This is a genomic window from Kribbella qitaiheensis, assembly GCF_042657745.1.
GTDB classification, from domain to species: Bacteria; Actinomycetota; Actinomycetes; order Propionibacteriales; family Kribbellaceae; genus Kribbella; species Kribbella qitaiheensis.
The window spans coordinates 151,801-166,534 of sequence record NZ_JBHSKE010000080.1; the positions used below are offsets into that span (position 1 = coordinate 151,801).

The 14,734-nt window shown below is 67.9% G+C and carries 16 protein-coding genes; 4 read left to right on the forward strand and 12 right to left on the reverse strand.

The window, feature by feature from the left end:
• Positions 1–10 precede the first annotated feature (10 nt).
• Both ACFPJ1_RS42295 and ACFPJ1_RS42300 read right to left on the reverse strand, forming a co-directional pair.
• Positions 11–763, reverse strand: coding sequence for an SDR family oxidoreductase (locus ACFPJ1_RS42295; protein ID WP_380112069.1), 753 nt, complete (start codon positions 761–763; stop codon positions 11–13).
• A gap of 89 nt (positions 764–852) precedes the next feature.
• Positions 853–1,833 (reverse strand): helix-turn-helix transcriptional regulator, encoded by a 981-nt coding sequence (locus tag ACFPJ1_RS42300; RefSeq protein ID WP_380112070.1) that lies wholly within the window; start codon positions 1,831–1,833, stop codon positions 853–855.
• Between the two features lie 62 nt (positions 1,834–1,895).
• Between ACFPJ1_RS42300 and ACFPJ1_RS42305 the strand changes: the two genes are divergently transcribed.
• Together ACFPJ1_RS42305 and ACFPJ1_RS42310 are read left to right on the forward strand one after the other, a co-directional pair.
• On the forward strand, positions 1,896–2,474 hold the full coding sequence (locus tag ACFPJ1_RS42305; RefSeq protein WP_380112071.1) for a DinB family protein: 579 nt from the start codon (positions 1,896–1,898) through the stop codon (positions 2,472–2,474).
• The gene (locus ACFPJ1_RS42310) at positions 2,471–2,932 is read left to right on the forward strand and encodes a VOC family protein (protein ID WP_380112072.1); all 462 of its coding nucleotides are present in this window, start codon (positions 2,471–2,473) and stop codon (positions 2,930–2,932) included. Before ACFPJ1_RS42305 ends, ACFPJ1_RS42310 begins: the two co-directional genes overlap by 4 nt.
• A 6-nt stretch (positions 2,933–2,938) precedes the next feature.
• Here ACFPJ1_RS42310 and ACFPJ1_RS42315 read toward each other — a convergent pair whose 3' ends face one another.
• On the reverse strand, positions 2,939–3,679 hold the full coding sequence (locus ACFPJ1_RS42315; RefSeq protein ID WP_380112073.1) for an alanyl-tRNA editing protein: 741 nt from the start codon (positions 3,677–3,679) through the stop codon (positions 2,939–2,941).
• Between the two features lie 24 nt (positions 3,680–3,703).
• A complete protein-coding gene (locus ACFPJ1_RS42320) occupies positions 3,704–4,246 on the reverse strand; it encodes a COG4315 family predicted lipoprotein (protein WP_380112074.1) in 543 nt (180 codons plus the stop codon).
• A 140-nt stretch (positions 4,247–4,386) separates the two neighbouring features.
• Here ACFPJ1_RS42320 and ACFPJ1_RS42325 point away from each other — a divergent pair, with 140 nt between their 5' ends.
• Positions 4,387–4,902 (forward strand): sigma-70 family RNA polymerase sigma factor, encoded by a 516-nt coding sequence (locus ACFPJ1_RS42325; RefSeq protein ID WP_132188554.1) that lies wholly within the window; start codon positions 4,387–4,389, stop codon positions 4,900–4,902.
• Positions 4,899–5,663 carry an anti-sigma factor gene (locus tag ACFPJ1_RS42330; RefSeq protein ID WP_380112075.1) on the forward strand — a complete coding sequence of 255 codons (765 nt, stop codon included), beginning with the start codon at positions 4,899–4,901 and terminating at the stop codon, positions 5,661–5,663. Before ACFPJ1_RS42325 ends, ACFPJ1_RS42330 begins: the two co-directional genes overlap by 4 nt.
• Before the next feature lie 76 nt (positions 5,664–5,739).
• Here ACFPJ1_RS42330 and groL read toward each other — a convergent pair whose 3' ends face one another.
• The 8 genes from groL to ACFPJ1_RS42370 form a co-directional block, all read right to left on the reverse strand.
• Positions 5,740–7,431: a chaperonin GroEL gene (gene groL, locus ACFPJ1_RS42335; RefSeq protein WP_380112077.1), complete on the reverse strand. Its 1,692-nt coding sequence runs from the start codon at positions 7,429–7,431 to the stop codon at positions 5,740–5,742.
• Between the two features lie 53 nt (positions 7,432–7,484).
• Positions 7,485–8,510, reverse strand: a complete 1,026-nt coding sequence (locus tag ACFPJ1_RS42340) for an NAD(P)-dependent alcohol dehydrogenase (RefSeq protein ID WP_380112078.1) — start codon at positions 8,508–8,510, stop codon at positions 7,485–7,487.
• On the reverse strand, positions 8,507–9,223 hold the full coding sequence (locus ACFPJ1_RS42345) for an iron-sulfur cluster assembly protein (protein WP_380112079.1): 717 nt from the start codon (positions 9,221–9,223) through the stop codon (positions 8,507–8,509). Before ACFPJ1_RS42345 ends, ACFPJ1_RS42340 begins: the two co-directional genes overlap by 4 nt.
• Positions 9,223–10,266 (reverse strand): amidohydrolase family protein, encoded by a 1,044-nt coding sequence (locus ACFPJ1_RS42350; RefSeq protein WP_380112081.1) that lies wholly within the window; start codon positions 10,264–10,266, stop codon positions 9,223–9,225. Before ACFPJ1_RS42350 ends, ACFPJ1_RS42345 begins: the two co-directional genes overlap by 1 nt.
• A 19-nt stretch (positions 10,267–10,285) precedes the next feature.
• On the reverse strand, positions 10,286–10,657 hold the full coding sequence (gene mimD / locus ACFPJ1_RS42355; protein ID WP_380112082.1) for a propane 2-monooxygenase effector subunit MimD: 372 nt from the start codon (positions 10,655–10,657) through the stop codon (positions 10,286–10,288).
• The gene (locus ACFPJ1_RS42360; protein WP_380112083.1) at positions 10,654–11,835 is read right to left on the reverse strand and encodes a ferritin family protein; all 1,182 of its coding nucleotides are present in this window, start codon (positions 11,833–11,835) and stop codon (positions 10,654–10,656) included. The genes mimD and ACFPJ1_RS42360 overlap by 4 nt, the downstream gene beginning before the upstream one ends.
• On the reverse strand, positions 11,832–12,905 hold the full coding sequence (locus tag ACFPJ1_RS42365; protein ID WP_380112084.1) for an NADH:ubiquinone reductase (Na(+)-transporting) subunit F: 1,074 nt from the start codon (positions 12,903–12,905) through the stop codon (positions 11,832–11,834). The genes ACFPJ1_RS42360 and ACFPJ1_RS42365 overlap by 4 nt, the downstream gene beginning before the upstream one ends.
• A 75-nt stretch (positions 12,906–12,980) precedes the next feature.
• On the reverse strand, positions 12,981–14,630 hold the full coding sequence (locus tag ACFPJ1_RS42370) for a ferritin family protein (protein WP_380112085.1): 1,650 nt from the start codon (positions 14,628–14,630) through the stop codon (positions 12,981–12,983).
• Between the last annotated feature and the right edge of the window lie 104 nt (positions 14,631–14,734).

Genomic DNA, 14,734 nt, shown 5'->3' on the forward strand with positions numbered 1-14,734 from the left:
GTCGCTGGGCTCAGGTGAGTTGCTGGCCTCCGTCGATGTCGAAGGTGGCGCCGGTGACGGCCGTGTTGGCCATCAGGTGGACGGCGAGGTTGGCGATGTCCTCCGGGCCGACGACCCGTCCGATCGGGAGCGTCGCCCGGAGTTCCTCGAGGCGCGCGTCCAGTTGGTCGCCGAGGAGCGTGGCCGACAGCGGCGTGTCGACGAACCCGGCCGCGATCAGGTTGACCCGGATCGGCGCCAGTTCGAGCGCGAGGTTCATCGTCATGGCCGGCATCGCGGCGGTGAGTGCGCCGATGACCGACATGCCCGGCGCCGTACGGCGTCCGCCGGTGCCGCCCATGAAGAGCAGGGTTCCTCCTGGGCGCACCCTGCCGATGGCGTTCCGGGCGATCGCCAGGGGGAGCAGGAGATGCGACTCGAAGTCGGCGCGAGCTCGGTCGAGCTCCAGGTCCGCCAGCGGCGCGTAGTACGGCCCGGGCCCTGTGAGCAGCAGGTGGTCGATCGGCGCGGGGAGATCGCCGAAGAAGTCCTCGAGCTGGTCGAAGTCGGTCGCGTCGAAAGCAGCGGTGTCGGCCCCCAGTTCACGACCCACTTGCTCCACGCGGTCCGGGTTGCGCGCCGTGATGATCACCGCGGCGCCCTCCTCGCGAGCGCGGCGGGCAGTCTCCAGCCCGATCCCCAGGCTGCCTCCGATCACCACGACCGTCTGGCCGAGCAGTTCGGGTGCCCGACCTGCGTCCCGACGTACCGACGCCTCCGTCATAGTTCCTCCATTCCTGAGTGTCTCCACGAGCTCGACTCTGCTCCCACAATCGCGCGACGGGTAGGCCATCGCGCCCGTGACCGCCCGGGTCAGCTCCCTGGACCGCGGGTTCCGGCCGACAGAAGTCTCTCCGCCAGCACGCGACAGCGCTCCCCGAGCTCGGGAGGGTCGAGGGCCTCGAAGTCGTGCCCCAAAAGGAGCACGTGCAGGAGGATGAAGTCGAGGCTGCCGGCGCCACTGAGCACCTCGCAACGGTTGTTCCCGCGCCACCGTACGACGGCCGCCGACGCCGGCATCTGCGCGCGCACCGTATCGGCCGACGCGTGCACGAGGAAGCGTGCCTGGTGCGGGTAGACCCGACTCGCCACGCTCTCCTGCACGTACGCCGCCGCGTCGGGCGCCGCGCGCGGCCGGAAGCGCCAGGTCCGCGCGGACACCTCGGTCATCCGATCGACGCGGAAGCTGCGCCAGTCGTCGCGATCGAGGTCGTAGGCGAGGAGGTACCACCGTCGGTCGGAGGCCACCAGCCGGTAGGGCTCGACCCGCCGCCGTCGCACCTCGCTCCCGGACGGGTAATCGAAGCCGGCCTCGACCTCGTCGCGGCAGGCCCTGGCCAGCGTCATGAGCACGTCGGGGTCGACCGGCGTCCGGCCGCCGCCGAAGGACTCCACCGAGCCGGAGAGCGCGCGCACCTCGGGCCGCAGCCGGGTGGGCAGCACCCGGTCGAGCTTCGTCAGCGCGCGTACTGCGGCGTCGCCTCCGTTGGCGACCGCGCCACCCGCGCCGGCGAGCAGCGAGACCGCGACGGCGATCGCCTCCTCGTCGTCGAGCAGCAGCGGCGGAAGGTCCTGCCCCGGGCCGAGCTGGTAGCCGCCGCCGACTCCCTGGCTGGCATGCACCGGATAGCCGAGGATGCGCAGCCGCTCGATATCACGCCGCACCGTGCGCGGGGTCACTCCGAGCCGGGCGGCGAGTTCGGGGCCGGTCCAGACCTGGCGCTGCTGCAGCAGCCCGAGCAGGGTGAGTACCCGCTCCGTCGTACCGAGCTCGTCACCGCCTGCGGTGTCCATGTCGCCTACCTTGCCAGAGATAGCGGACCGATCCTGTCCGCTTGGGGTGTCAGGGTGTGTCCATGGATGCAGACGAGATCGACTGGAACCGGACATTGCGCGAGCAGTGGGAGCACCACTGGAACCACCAACTTCGAGAACGGCTCGACGGCCTCACCGACGACGAGTACTTCTGGTCGCCGGTGCCGGACGCCTGGAGCGTGCGGCCGCGCGGTACCTCGACGGCGCCCGTCCAGGTCGGCGCCGGGGACTTCACGATGGACTACGCGATCCCCGAGCCGGTCCCAGCGGCCTTCACCACGATCGCCTGGCGACTCGGCCACGTCATCGTGGGCGTGCTCGCCGCGCGCAACGCGTCGCACTTCGGCGCGCCGGCGGCGTCGTACGACAGTTGGGAGTACGCCGGTACCGCGGCCGCCGCGCTCGACCAGCTCGAGGCCCAGGTCGCCGTCTGGACGGCCGGGGTGCTTGCCCTCGACGAGGCGGAGCTCCGGGTTCCGGTCGGGGCGAAAGAGCCCTACCCCGATTCGCCGATGGCCGACCTGGTGCTACACATCCACCGCGAGCTGATCCACCACCTGTCGGAGGTCTGCCTGCTGCGGGACCTTTATCTGCACACCACGAACGGAGCAACTCGATGAGCCGCGAGATCCAGGTCACCTTCGACGCCCACGACCCGAAAGCGCTGTCGTCCTTCTGGCGCGACGTGCTCGGCTACGTCCATCCCGGACCGCCCGGAGTCGACGTACCCGCGGGCACGGACCCGCTGGCCGCGTGGGACGAGTTCCTCGAGCGGGTCGGCGTACCGGAGGAGCAGCGCAACACGAGGTCGGCCCTCGAGGACCCGGACGGGGTCGGTCCTCGGCTGTTCTTCCAGCAGGTGCCGGAGGACAAGATCGCCAAGAATCGCCTCCACCTCGACGTCCGCGCGGCTCCGGGGCTGCAGGGGGAGGAGCGGATGGCGGCGCTGGAGGCCGAGTGCGACCGGCTTGTCGCACTGGGGGCGAAGCGGGTCTATCGCAGCGAGCCCGAGCCTCCGCTGAGCCTCGGCTTCATCGTGATGACCGACCCCGAGGGCAACGAGTTCTGCCTGGACTGACGTAGCTCAGCTGAAGCGGACGCGGAGCCGGCGGAAACCGCGGCCCTTGCTCTCCATCTTGACGATCTCCATCCGGCCGATCATCGCGGTGGAGGCGACGTGCGTGCCGCCGTCGGCCTGGGTGTCCAGGCCGACGATGTCGACGATGCGGACGACCTCGATGTCGGGCGGCAGCAGGTTCGTGGCGGTCCGGATGATGTCCGGGATGGCGAAGGCCTCTTCGCGCGGGAGTGTGTCCACGGTGATCCTGCGGTCCTCGCGGATCTCCTGGTTGACGGCCTCGGCGACGCGGTCCCTGAAGTCGGGCGGTACCTCGGCCAGGTCGAAGTCCATCCGGGCGGTCAGTGGTTCCATGTTCCCGCCGGTCACCAGTGCGCCGAAGTCGCGGAAGACCACTCCGGTCAGCACGTGGAGACCGGAGTGGGTTCGCATGAGATTCGTCCGGCGTTCGTCGTCGAGCGCGCCACGGACGGCGGTCCCGGCCGGCGGTACCGGATCGTCTTGATGCGGTACCAGGTAGAGGTCGTCACCCTTGGTGGTCCCGACGATGCGGGTCCGCACTCCGCCCCAGAGCAGCACGCCCTCGTCCGGCGGCTGCCCACCGCCACCGGGATAGAAGGCGGACCGGTCGAGCACGACGCCTCGGTCGGGGTCGACGGCAACGACCACCGCGTCCCAGTCCCTGATCGAGGCGTCCTCGAGATCCAGCCGATGGGTGTGTCCGTGGCGATTCGGTCCGGTACTCATAGTCCTGCCGAATCTAGCAAGGAGTCAGTAGCCGTAGCCCCCTCCGGTGTTGGCTGGTGGGGCAGCGCTGGTGGCGGGCTGGCCGGCCGCGGAGGTTGTGGCGGCGTGCCAGGTGAAGTTCGTGCCGCCGAAGCTGTCCTGGGCGTTCTGGCCTTTGTCCTGGCCCGGTCCGGTGTCGAGCTTGAACGTGTAGAGCGGCTTGCCTTGGAAGGTCAGTTGGTCCTGGCCGTTGTCTGTGCGGTGCACGGTGGACAGACCTGCGACTGCTCCGCCGGCCGCACCATCCGCGGCGGCCGGGAACCAGAAGCTCAGGCAGGCTGCTGTGCACTTGATCGATCCGGCGGTGTCCTGATCGGTGAAATACAGCGTCTTGCCCGCGCTGTCCACCAGGGCCATGCCCACTCCATCGACGTTCTTCACCGCAACAGATCCGGTACTGCCGGCGCTGCCCGCCGCGGCCGGCGTGCTTGCGGCGCCGTTACCGCCGCCGCACGCAGCCAAGGCGGCGGCAGCAGCCAGCGTGCCGACGGCCACGATCGCCCGGCGTCGGCGGGATCGCGATGACATCATTTTCATCTCGGGGTTCCTCATCATCAGTTCGGCCGTCCATTTGCGGCCTGTACACCGGTGAGTACGCATCCGGCCTCGCGGCGGTTCAATCGATACAACATTGAACCGTTCGCGGCCGGCATGCGTATGTCCCGAGTGTGGAGCAAGCGCCGGACAAGGAGTCGATTGTTCGCGCCCTGTACGACAGGTACCGCCGGCCGTTGTTCGGTTACGTCCTGCGTTCGGTGGGCGGGGACTACCAATATGCCGAGGACATCGTCCAGGAGACCATGATGCGAGCCTGGCGGGATCCGGCCCTCGTCGAGCCCGAGCGGGCCGGGCCCTGGTTGTTCACCGTGGCCCGGAATCTGGTCATCTCGGGCCATCGCCGACGGACGGCACGGGTGAGCGAGGTGCCGATCGCCGAGCACGAGATCGAGGCCACCGATGACGAGATCGGGCACGTCATGCAGGCATGGCAGGTGATGGAGGTCCTGCACGGACTGAGCCACGACCACCGCGAGGTGATCATCGAACTGTTCTACCGCCGGCGGACCGTCACGGAGGCCGCCAAGGTCCTGGGGATACCTCCGGGGACCGTGAAATCCCGGAGTTACTACGCGCTGCACGCCTTGCGCGCGGCGCTGGAGGAGCGAGGAGTGACGGGCTCATGACGTGTCCGGATACCGTCGCGATCGGTGCCTATGTACTCGGTGCGCTGGACCCCGCCGAGCGGCTCGAGCTGGAGCGGCACCTCCCTGACTGTCCGACCTGCCTCGACGCGCTCCTCCGGTTCGCCAACCTGCCGGGGCTCCTGAATACGCTGACTCTGGAGGAGGCCGTCTCCACAGCAGCCGATTCCGACCTCGCTGGTAGCCTCGCCCTCGGCCAGGAACACAACCTGCTGACGGCGGCCCCGCTGGACGATGCACGGACGCCTGCTCCTGCTCAGGTGCCTGCCCCAGCTGACGCTTCAGGTGGTCCGGTCAGCAGCAGGTCCGCCGGCAAGCCGCGGCGGACAATCCCACGCAGACGTGCGCTGATCGCCACCGCCGCCGCCATCTGCTTGGGGCTGACGGGCGTCTTGATCGGTCGCCAGACGGTCACTCAGCCGGCGCCACAAGCGCAGACGAGCGTCAACTGGTCGGCCACGGACGGCGTCGGCGGACTCGACACCACCGCACGCCTCAGCAACCAGTCGTGGGGCACAGACATCCAGCTGCAGATGAAGGATCTCAACCCCGGGCAGCTGTGCAAGCTCGTCGTGCACGCCCGCAGTGGGGCATTGGAGACGACCGGTTGGTGGACGACCAACTACATCGACCAGGCCGAGGTGCCGGCCAGCACTTCCATCGCCCTGCCGGACATCGACCGCATCGACGTCGTCACCGCGGCAGGCAGAGTCCTCACCTCGCTCTCACCGTCGACGCGGTAGGCAAACACGGTAGACAGCCGGCGAGGGCACATGGGGCGTGCTCTCGCCGACTTGCGACTCGACCGTGGGTATCGGCTCAGCCGACAGAGGGGCCCAGGCCGAGGGACTGTGGAGTGCTGGAGTCCGGCGACGGCTGGTGGAGGCCTTCGTCGAGGGGCCCGAATTCGGTCATGAGTGCGGCGCTTCCGCCCCAGGGGGTCTGCTCTTCGGCGATGAGCGTGTTGGTGGTGAGCAGCAGGCCGGCTACCGACGCGCCGTTCTGCAGGGCGGATCTGGCCACTCTGAGCGGATCGACGATGCCCATCTCGAGCATGTTCCCGTAGCGGCCCTCGAGCGCGTCGAACCCGTCGTCCGGGCCGAGCTGCCCGATCCGCTCCAGCACCTCCTCGCCGTTGTAGCCCGCATTGGTCGCGATCAGGTACGCCGGCTCGCGGAGCGCGCGCCGTACGATCTCGACTCCCGTCGCGTAGTCGTCCTTCACCTCGAGATCGTCGAGCGCCGACGCGGCGTGCAGGATCGCCACCCCGCCACCGGCGACGATTCCTTCGGCCATCGCGGCCCGGGTCGCCGAGAGCGCGTCCTCGACGCGGTGCTGGAGCTCCTTCAGCTCGGCGGGTGTCGGTGCACCGACCTGGATCACCGCGACCTTGCCGGACAGCGCGCCGATCCGCTCGGTCAGCACGTCCTCGTCGATCCCGAACGTGGCCCGCTCCAGCTCGGCCCGGAGCTGGGCGAGCCGGAAGGCGACATCCTGCTCATGGCCGGCGGAGGCGACGATCGCTGTCCGGTCGGCGGTGACGCGGACCTGGTCGGCCCGGCCCAGCTGGCCGATATTCATCGTCTCCATGGTGAAACCGGAGTGCCGGCTGAGCACCGCGCCGCCGGTGATCGCGGCGATGTCCTCCAGCTTGTGCAGCCGCCGGTCGCCGAATCCCGGTGCCTTGACGCCGACGCACTGGAAGTGCCCGTTGACATGGTTGTGTACGAGCATGCTGAGCGCGGTGCCCTCCAGGCTCTCGGCGATGATCACCAGCGGCTTCGGATCACGCATGATCTTGTCCAGCAGCGGCATCAGCTCCTGCACCTTGGTGATCTTCTCGCTGCAGAGCAGGATGTAGGGGTCGTCGAGCACCGCCTGCAGACTGCCCGGATCGGTCACCATGTACGGCGACAGGTAGCCGTTGTCGAACTCGAACCCCTCGACGAAGTCCACCCGGATCCCGTGCGTTGTCGACTCCTCCACCGTCACGATGCCGCCGTCGCCGACCGAGTGCAGAGCCCGTGCGATCACCGCGCCGACCAGGTTGTCGTCGTTGGCCGAGATCGCCGCCACCCGGGCGTAGTCCTCCTCGGTGACGACCGGGTGCACGACCTGGCGCAGCCGCTCGACCAGGCGCGCGACCGCGATGTCGATGCCGCGCTTCACCAGGACCGGGTTGCCGCCGGAGCCGATCGCCAGCATGCCCTCGCGGACGATGGCGTGCGCCAGCACCGTCGCGGTGGTGGTGCCGTCGCCGACGATGTCGTTGGTCTTGATCGCCGCTTCCTTGACCAGCTGGGCGCCCATGTTCTCGAACTGGTTCTTGAGGTGGATCTCCCGGGCGATGGTGACGCCGTCGTTGGTCACCACCGGTGAGCCGGTGATCTTCTCCAGGATCACGTTGCGGCCCTTCGGCCCGAGCGTCGACTTCACCGCCTCCGCCAACTGGTCCACGCCGGCCAGCATCAGCTCGCGTGCCTGCTCACCGAACCGCAGTTCCTTGGCCATCGGTCTCCTCCTTGACTGCCCGGTCAGGGCGAACGGTGTGTTGGAACGGGGCGCTAGGGAACGAGGATCGCCCGGCCGCGCACCCGGCCGGCGTCGAGATCAGCGACCGCCTCGACGGCAACCTCCAGTGGGTAGGTCCTGGTGTGCAGCGTGACCTTGCCGGCCTGTGCGAGTGCCATCAGCTCGGCCAGCTCGTTGTACGTGCCGACGATGTTGCCGATGATGTTTCGCTCGGTGGAGATGATGTCCAGGGTCGGGATCTGCAGCTGGCCGCCGTACCCGATCACGAAGTACGAACCGTTCGGGGCGGTCATCGCGAAGCCGTCCTGCTCGGCGCCCTGCTCGGCGACGAAGTCCAGTACGACGTTGGCGCCGGCGCCGCCGGTCAGCTCCTGGACGGCCGCCACCTGGTTGCCATCAGCAACGACCGCGTGGTCGGCGCCAAGCTGCTCGGCGAGTTTCAGCGCGTCTGGGTTGCGGTCCACCACGATGATCTTCGTGGCGGTCAGCGCGGCCAGGCACTGGATGCCGATGTGGCCGAGCCCGCCGGCGCCGATCAGCACGCAGGACGTCCCCGGGTACAGCAGGGGGAGTGCCTTGCGCACCGCGTGGTACGCCGTGATGCCGGCGTCGGCCAGTGCCGCGACGTCCTTCGGCTGCGTCTCCGGGTCGAGCTTCACGCAGGCCCGAGCGGAGGTCAGCAAGTACTCGGCCATCCCACCGTCGCTGTCCAGGCCGGGGAAGGTGCTGGCCTCGCAGTGCATGTCGTCGCCGGCCCGGCAGGCATGGCAGAGCCCGCAGGTCGGGGTCGGGTGCAGGATCACCGTGTCGCCGACCCGCACGTTGGTGACGGCCGAGCCGATCTCGTGCACCCAGCCGGCGTTCTCGTGGCCGATCGTGTAGGGCAGCGTCGGGTGCATCGCCTCCGCCCACTGGCCCTCGATGATGTGCAGATCGGTGCGGCACACCCCGGCGCCGCCGATCTTGACGACCACGTCCAGCGGACCCTTGACGCTCGGCTCCGGGACGTCCTCAACCACTGGTTGCTGGTGGTATCCGTGCAGTCGAACGGCCTTCATTCCTCGTCCTCCTCCTCACCCACACCGGCGGTTCCGTATCGGTGTCGCAGCATTCCCCGGCAGATGCCGGTGTTGGCCTCGATACCGACTCTGGAGAGCCGCGCCCTGCCCAGGTGCAGCGACACCGCGGCACCGGTGATCGGTTCACCGGTGCCGGGGTCTACGAGCAGGGGAGCGGCGGGGTCGGTCCGCAGGCCGAGCTCAGCCCGCCGCCGACACAGCCTCTCGAGCTGTGCCGACGGTGGCATGTCGCCGAGCGTCATCGTGGTCAGCGCCGCCGGGTCGAGACCGGCGGCCAGCAGCGGACGGCAGACCTGGTCGGTGCCGGCGAGCACCGCCTTGGTCAGGAACGTCCGCCGCAGCTCGTCCAGCTCGCCGATGGCCTCACCGGCGAAGGACACGGCGAAACCGGCCCGCGCCGCCACGCCGGCGTTGATCTCCGCCGACGCGAAGTGGTCCACCAGTGCGACGTCGGCACTGCGCACCTCCGGCAGTGCCGACACCACGTCGTACGCGTCGGCGACCATCAGGAACGCGAAGTTGGGAGCGCAGAAGTACGTCGGCAGCCGGAGCCGGACCACGACGTCACCCGCCGCCGACACGATGCACTCCGACACGAAGCCGAGTTTGGTGATCGGCTCGTCGAGCTCCGGGTCGCGCACCGCGTCGAGCGCGGCCAGTACCCGGGTCCGCTCCGCGACCGCCGCCGTCATTACTGCGTGACCAGCTTCGCGTCGTCCTGCGCAGCAGGCTTGCCGTAGCCCAGTTGCAGTTCCTCCGGTACCTCGATCCCGTAGAGCTTCGCCGCGTTCAGCCCGAGGATCTTCTTCTTGCCCGCGGTGCCGAGCCGCGGGTAGTCCGAGTACGCCTCGTCGTCCGGGAAGTCCCAGTCCACGAAGCCCTCGACCTGCCACTTGGGCTCCCAGATGGCGTAGTCGCTGCCGAAGGTCATCTTGTCCTCGCCGACCCAGAACAGCAGCTCGCCCATGCAGCGCGCGAAGAACCGGGGCCGGGCATGCATCAAAGCGCCGACGACCACGGACAGACCGGCATACACGTTCGGCTCCTGCGTCGCCATGTAGCAGAAGTCGTCGATGCGCGGAATCCCGGAGTGCTCGATGATGAAGTTCAGCTCCGGGAAGTCGGTCGCCGCGTGGTCGACGTCGGTCATGTCGAACGCATCCTTGTCCAGCGGCCAGATCGTCGGGCCCTTGTGGGCGTGGATGTTCTTGATGCCGAGCTCCTGGCACGCCTCCAGGTACTTGTACGCCTCCGGGTCTGAGAGCTTCCAGCCCCGCGAGCCCTGCCGCCACTCAGCGGTATAGAGCTTGACGCCCTTGCAACCCCAGCGTTCGACGTTGTGGCGCAGGGTCTTCAGGCCGTCCTCACCCTCGCGCGGGTCCCACCGGGTGTTGAGGATGAACTTCCCCGGGTGCTTCTCGAACAGGATCGAGTCCCGCTCGGTGGTGTTGAAGCCCTCCTTGTACCACTCGGTCAGGTCGGTCGGCTGGAAGATCGCCACGTCCACGTGGCCCTCGTCGAAGACGTCCTTCATGAGGTCTTCTTCGCTGTACTTCTGGTACTTCTCCAGAGTCCAGCGAGTGTCCTCGGGTCCCAGGCCGTGGTAGCCGTAGAAGCACTCGATCCATCCCTTGGCGTACTGCTCGGCTCCTTCGACCCAGTTGTCCGGGGCGGCGTTCCAGTAGTGCATGTGTGTGTCGACCACGAAGTACTTCTCGCCATCCTTCTCGTACACGGTCGCCTCCCGGCGTTTCTCAGACCGCCCTGAGGTCGAAGCCGAGATACTCGGCGGCGTCCTCGGGGTTGGCGAACATGATCGTGCGGTCGTCGAGGTGGATCATCCGGCCGTAGTGCGTGGACATGTTCTCCTCGAACTCGGCGGAGTCGAAGTACCCCGGCTCCTCGCCCAGCGCTTCGGAGATCTCGTCGTAGACGACCTCCATCTTGCCGACCGCGTCGATCCTGATCATCGACGGCAGCGGCGTCACGGTGACGTTCTCCTTGGTGCCCATCACCTCGGCCACGACGGCGCCGACCTGGTTGTTCATCAGGGTGAAGCCGGCCTTGTTGGACGCGGTGCTGTCGGACTTGAACGGACTCTCTGCGGTGGTGAAGGCGGTGGTCACTGTGCCAGCTCCTTGGGCTCCTCGAGGCCGAGTCCGACGACGATGCCGCTGAAGCGGCTCTTCGCCCGGTCCAGCCCGTCTTCGAATCGTGGCGGCTTGCTGTCCGGCTGCGACCAGAGCGGCTGCATCGTCCGGGCCGCCTCTATCGCGCGGGTCGTCCAGTCGGACAGCCAGTCCTGCATGATCGCCTTGTTGTGGTCGGCGAACTCCTTGTCCGCGGTCAGCAGCTCGAACATCGCCCTGGTGTAGCGCAGGTCGCGTTCGGCGAAGTCGTACTCCGCCGCGCCGACCACCGTCGGCGTCACGAAGTCACCGTTGCCGGGCGAGGCCTGCTGGACCAGCTGGCTGCGGAACAGCTCGCCGACGAGCGGTTCGAACACGACGTTGGCGGCGAAGATCGCCTCGCACCAGTCGTCGATCCCGGTGAGTCGCTCGGCCAGGTCACGCACGCCCTGCCAGGCCGGGTCGGAGTTCCAGGTCTCCAGGTGCGCGCTGCCGTCGAAGTCGGGGAGCTCCTCGCTCAGGGTCAGGTTGTAGAGCGCGAGGTCCTGCGCGGCGCGGATCCGGTGCATGCTGTTCACCGAGATCGCGTTGTTGTGCATGTTGGTCGGAGCCCGCCGGTTCGCGTTCGCGAACAGGTAGAGACCCAGGCCGTGGTCGACGTGCATCCACGCGCCGACGTGGTGCTCGATGAAGCGGATCCAGTTGCGGTTCCACTGCTCGAAGGCCTTGGACTGCCGGGCCGCCTCGACGTTCTGGGTCACCTGCCGGACGACGTTGGAGTTGTACCGGTAGAGCGTCATCTCCCATTCTTCGTTGGGGTCCCGGAACTCGTGCCAGCCGGTCGCCGGCCAGTCGTAGCCCTTGCCGCCGGTACCGGGGCCGCGCGCCGGCTCGGGCCGGTCCGAGCCCCAGGCCTTCAGTACGGTCCAGTCGAGCGGGTAGCCACCGCGGCCATCGGAGAACCCGTACAGCCAGCCCTGGCTGAGGTAGTGCCGTGGGTCCGGCTGCACCTCGACGGTGACGTCCTCGTAGTGGCTCTGCTTGCGCTTCTGCGGCGTGTAGTAGTTGAAGTGACGTTCCGTCGAGTCCGGGAACACCTTGGCGCCGGCCTCAGCATCGGTGAAGACCGGCTGCGGCACGCTCCGTACCTGGGGGGAGTCCTGTGTGGCCGTCATCTGGTATCTGCCTCCAGCACCTCGGGATCACCGGCGTCGCCGGTGGTGGTGAACTTGTCGTAGAAGATTCGCTTCTGCGCGACGCCCAGCCGTTCCAGCAGGGGTAGCGCGGCTTCGACCATCGGCGGCGGGCCGCAGACATACGCGTCGGCGCCGGCCAGGTCCTCCTCGTGCCGGGCGACGACGTCGGTGATCAGACCGACCTCGCCGTCCCATTCGTCATCGTCGGCCGGCTCGGACAGCGCCGGCACGTAGCGGAAGTTCGGTAAAGTCTCGGCCAGCGTCCGGAGCTCCTGGTCGAAGCAAAGGTCACGCTTGGCGCGCGCCCCGTAGTAGTAGGTCGCCGGCCGGTCGATCGCGCGCTCGGCCATCGACCGGAGCAGCGCGAGGATCGGCGCCATCCCGGCTCCGCCCCCGAGGAACACCAGCCGCGCGTCGAGGTTGTCCCGCAGCGTGAAGACCCCGAACGGGCCGGTCAGATCGAGCCGGTCACCAGGCGACACGCTCTTGTCCAGGTACGCCGAGAACAGCCCGCCCGGGTAGATCTTGATCACGAACTCGAGCAGTCCGCCGTCACGGCTGGACGTGTTCGCCATCGAGAACGACCGGGTGGCCTCGGTCCCCGGTACCGCGATGTCGACGTACTGGCCCGGGAAGTACTTCAGCTCACCCGGCTCCAGCAACCGCAGTACCAGGTGCCGCATGTCGTGCGTGACCGCGTCGTTCGCGACCACCTCGGCGACGGCCTCCTGGATCGGCAGCCCGGACCGGATCATGTCCTCGTCGTAGTTGAGCAGCTCGATCGTCAGGTCCTCGTACGGATGCGCCCGGCAGAGCAGCGTGTAGCCCTCGTTCAGCTCGTACTCCGGCAGCGCGAACGTCGAGTACCGCTCGAGCTCGATGTCGTCACCGTCGAGCACGAACGACTTGCAGGACGAGCACTGGCCCTCCTTGCAGCCGTGCATCAGCATCACGCCCTGCTCGGCCGCAGCTCGCAGGATCGTCTGATTCTCGTCGACCTCGATCTCGATGCCGACGGGCTCGAACCGTACGACGTGCTTGTCGCCCATGGCTCCTCACAGCCGCGCTGACAGGAAGGGGGCCGGGAGGGCAGACCAGCTGCCCTCCCGCGTGACGTTGTGCGGTCAGCCGTTGGCAGGAGCCCGTCCGGCAGGTCCGCCGCGGACATAGCGGGCTGCGAACGCCGTCCGCTCGTCATCGGACATCTCGTTCAGCAGCACGTTCGGGCTCTGCAGTGGCGGGCACCGCCGCAGGTGGTCCAGGGTCCACATCTTGTCCGGGTTCAGGTCGAGATGCGGCTGCGCGACCATCGTCTTGCCGTCGTCGCGGACGAATCCCATGTCGGACACCACGTCAGCCCAGTTCCAGCCGTGGTACAGCGTCTCCCACTCACGGTGGCCGATCAGCTGGCCCATGTTCGGCGTCTGCCGGCCCTGGTACGTCGGACGGAACGCCGTCTCGTCGGTCCACTTGCACATCTCGTGGCAGTACGTGCGCCACTGGCCGTCGACCTTGGCCATCACCATGTCCTCGCGGACCAGACACGGCACCATGCACGTCCAGCAGCGGTGCGGGTACTCGTAGTCGACGTCCTCGAAGACGATCGGGTTGTGACCGTTGGGGGTGGACAGGCGGTTGTAGTTCTCCCACCACTTGCCGTACTTGTCGTACCAGCCCGGGTACTTGAACTCGAACCACTCGAAGTCCTTGTCGGTCATCGGGTCGATCCGCCAGTAGTTCGCCAACCAGCCGGTGGCGAAGAACTGGGCCACTTCGTGCACGTAGCCCTTGTTCCAGATCTGGTTCCAGGACTCCTCGATCAGGTCGTGCGGGATCTCCAGGCCGTACTTCTCCAGCGGTACCAGGTAGCTGCGGTAGTAGTCATCGTAGATCCACCGGCGCCACATCTCGGCGTAGCTCTCCCGGTCCTTGCGCCGGTCCTTGGTGCCGTACTCGATGAAGGTGCCGATGGCCGCGTCGACGACCCGGTGGTTGTTCCACCAGGCGTAGCGCAGGTCGCGGGCGAGCAGCTGGTGGTTGCCCTCGTCGGACAGGGCCATCAGGAGGGTCGCGTAGCCGTTGCTGATGTGCCGCGACTCGTCGGACTGCACCGAGTGGAACACGGTCGGCAACAGGTAGTCGCCGTTCGCGGCCGCCTCGGCGGGCATCGCGACGAACAACGTGTTGGTGAAGGCGGTCTCGGCCACGATGGTGAGGTAGATGCTCGCCGCCGTGATCGCGTCACCGGTGATGAAGCCTTCCGCGAACTGCCGGCCGATGGTGCCGCAGTAGTCGTTCTGGAAGTTGCGCAGGCTGGAGTTGAAGCCCGCCGGGTCGATGTAGTTGTTCATGTACAGGCGCTTGAGGTTCTGCTGAATTGTCGAGTGCCTGACCTCGTCGATCATCTGGATCGCCTGGCCGTTGTGCAGCTCGGGGTTCGGTACCGTCCGGAACAGCAGCGGCATCGCCCGGGCCGCCGAGATCTCCGGCAGCGGGATGATGCTCAGGAACAGCTTCTGCCACTCCAGCCAGCGTTCCTGCACCTGGCGGAACATGTTGCCGCGGATGGCGCCGTCGGCGGCGCCGTACACGCGGTGGTCCTTCTCCTCCTGCATCGGGAAGTACGACCGCAGGACCTGCTTCAGCGGGTCCTTCTTCTGAGCCTTCTGGAACGAGTAGTCGGTTCCGTACTGCGAGACGGGCTCGTGGTACGCGGGCTCCCAGGAGAGTTCCTGGATCTTCTGGTGGGCCTTAGCCACACTCTGGCGACTCATGGCACTCCTCACGCTTGCGGTGGCCGCGGGCCTGGCCCCACCCGCCGATCCGGCATCTCGATGCCGTCCTGGCCGCGGGGCCGTGCGGGCGTGGGCCCTCGGCG